Origin of the sequence: Paratractidigestivibacter sp. (genome assembly GCF_052362415.1) — a bacterium.
Classification (GTDB): domain Bacteria; phylum Actinomycetota; class Coriobacteriia; order Coriobacteriales; family Atopobiaceae; genus Paratractidigestivibacter.
This window is the reverse complement of sequence record NZ_DAWEMK010000123.1, coordinates 1-1,217: the sequence shown is the minus strand read 5'-3', so window position 1 is coordinate 1,217 and position 1,217 is coordinate 1. Positions and strand designations below refer to the sequence as shown.

At 64.3% G+C, this 1,217-nt stretch carries 2 protein-coding genes; both read right to left on the bottom strand.

The genetic code is table 11. The features are described 5' to 3' along the window. A partial coding sequence (locus ACT84W_RS09535) for a MarR family transcriptional regulator (RefSeq protein WP_444329030.1) occupies window positions 1-683 on the bottom strand: 683 nt, incomplete at its 3' end. A 230-nt stretch (window positions 684-913) separates the two neighbouring features. Further along, window positions 914-1,217: 5'-methylthioadenosine/S-adenosylhomocysteine nucleosidase (locus tag ACT84W_RS09530; protein ID WP_444329029.1), on the bottom strand; the 304-nt coding region annotated here is incomplete at its 5' end.

Here is a 1,217-nt window from a genome sequence, read left to right as displayed (position 1 = left end):
TCGCGCTCCTCGGGAGTCCGCTCCTTGAGCGAGGGAACGCGGGCGCAGATGGGCAGCTTGCTGTAGGCCGAGGAGACCTTCGGGTTGTCGGCGGAAAGCGTCGTCGAAAGAACAAGGCGGCCGCGCGGCGCGTCCTGGGAGGCGTCGAGACCGAGGGCCGTCGCAAGGCAGCGCTCCATCGCGGAGGGAGAGAGCGCCTCGATGCCGTTGACGAAGACCACGCCCCCGCGCGACTTGGCGATCGAGTCGTCAAGAAGCCCGTTGAACGAGGTAGCGTCCGGGACCCCGGCGCAGTCGATGCGCATATAGGAGGAATCGCGGGGCAGCAGGCCCTGGTTCTTGCCGTACTCGTAAACGAGGCGAGAAAGGAAAGACTTACCGACGCCCACGCCTCCGCTCAAGAGGATAGGCAGGCCGAAGGGAGGGTACTGGACCGCGCGGCGGTGAAAATAACGGACGGGCCTACCGGCCACCTTGACCACGAGGCCGGCGCGAACAAGATCGTTGAGGTACTGGCTCGCCAGGCTCCTGGAGACGAGGAGCGTCTCGGCGATATCGGAGGTGGACAGGCGGGCAAGGTCGTCGAGCGAGACGGTGGATGTGAGGGCCTCGAGATGCTCGAGGATCTTATCCCTCATGTCGACGGGCTTTTTTGACGGGCTGTCCTGTGCGGTCTTGTCCATGACTTCTTACCTCCTCGTTTAAGGAGTATAAGGGGAGCCCGGCGAGCGAAAGAGGGCGCGCGGAGGAATCAACAGCCCCAAGAAGAAGTCCGCCACTTGAGGGCATGATAACAACGGCTGTTGAACATTCAATGCCGACGCTCAACACTTCGGCTCGACACTTCGCGCTGGGAAAGGACCCGCGCTTTGCACGCCGGGACCCCTATAAAGAAGGGTCCCGGCGCCGGTGCCTAAAGCTCTACCATGTGAGCGACGATGCGGGCACAGTCGCGGGCAGCCTTCTTCTCGAAAGTGTTGTAGTCCACGACCTGGCCCTCGGCACCGGGTTTGTCGCTGATAGCTCGCACGACGACGAAGGGCACGCCGTTGAGGTAGGCGGCCTGCGCGATGGCGCAACCCTCCATCTCGCAGCACAGGCCGCCGAAGGTCGCAAGGATGCGCTCCTTCTGCTCCGCGGCCGAGATGAACTGGTCGCCGGAGACGACGCGGCCCTCGAGGACCTTGATGTCGGGGGCGACGGCGGCGGCAGCGGCG